The organism is Collinsella sp. LCP19S3_F2 (genome assembly GCF_052121015.1).
Classification (GTDB): domain Bacteria; phylum Actinomycetota; class Coriobacteriia; order Coriobacteriales; family Coriobacteriaceae; genus Collinsella.
On record NZ_JBQKFA010000046.1, the window covers coordinates 1 to 313 of the forward strand.

General features: G+C 60.4%; 1 protein-coding gene. It reads left to right on the forward strand.

Annotated elements, in window-relative coordinates; genetic code table 11:
* Nucleotides 1-313: tape measure protein (locus ACTQX9_RS09600; protein ID WP_441541401.1), on the forward strand; the 313-nt coding region annotated here is incomplete at both ends.

Here is a 313-nt window from a genome sequence, read left to right on the forward strand (position 1 = left end):
GATCAGCGCCCAGGGCAAGGTCACGGGCGAGGACATGGCGCAAATGGCCGACGCTGGTGTCAATGCGACGAAGTACCTCGCGGACAGCATGGGCATGTCCCAGGCTGATGTAAAGAAGGCAATCTCGGACGGCAAGATTTCGTTCGAGGACTTCGTCACGGCTATCAATAAGGGCACGGGGTCGCTGGCGAAGGATATGGGGCAGACCCTCCCGGCGAAGATTGCGAACTTCAAGACCTCACTGTCCGCGTTCGGCGCGACGCTGCTGGAACCCATGATCGGCCCGATGACGAAGGCTGTGGAGTTCCTCACC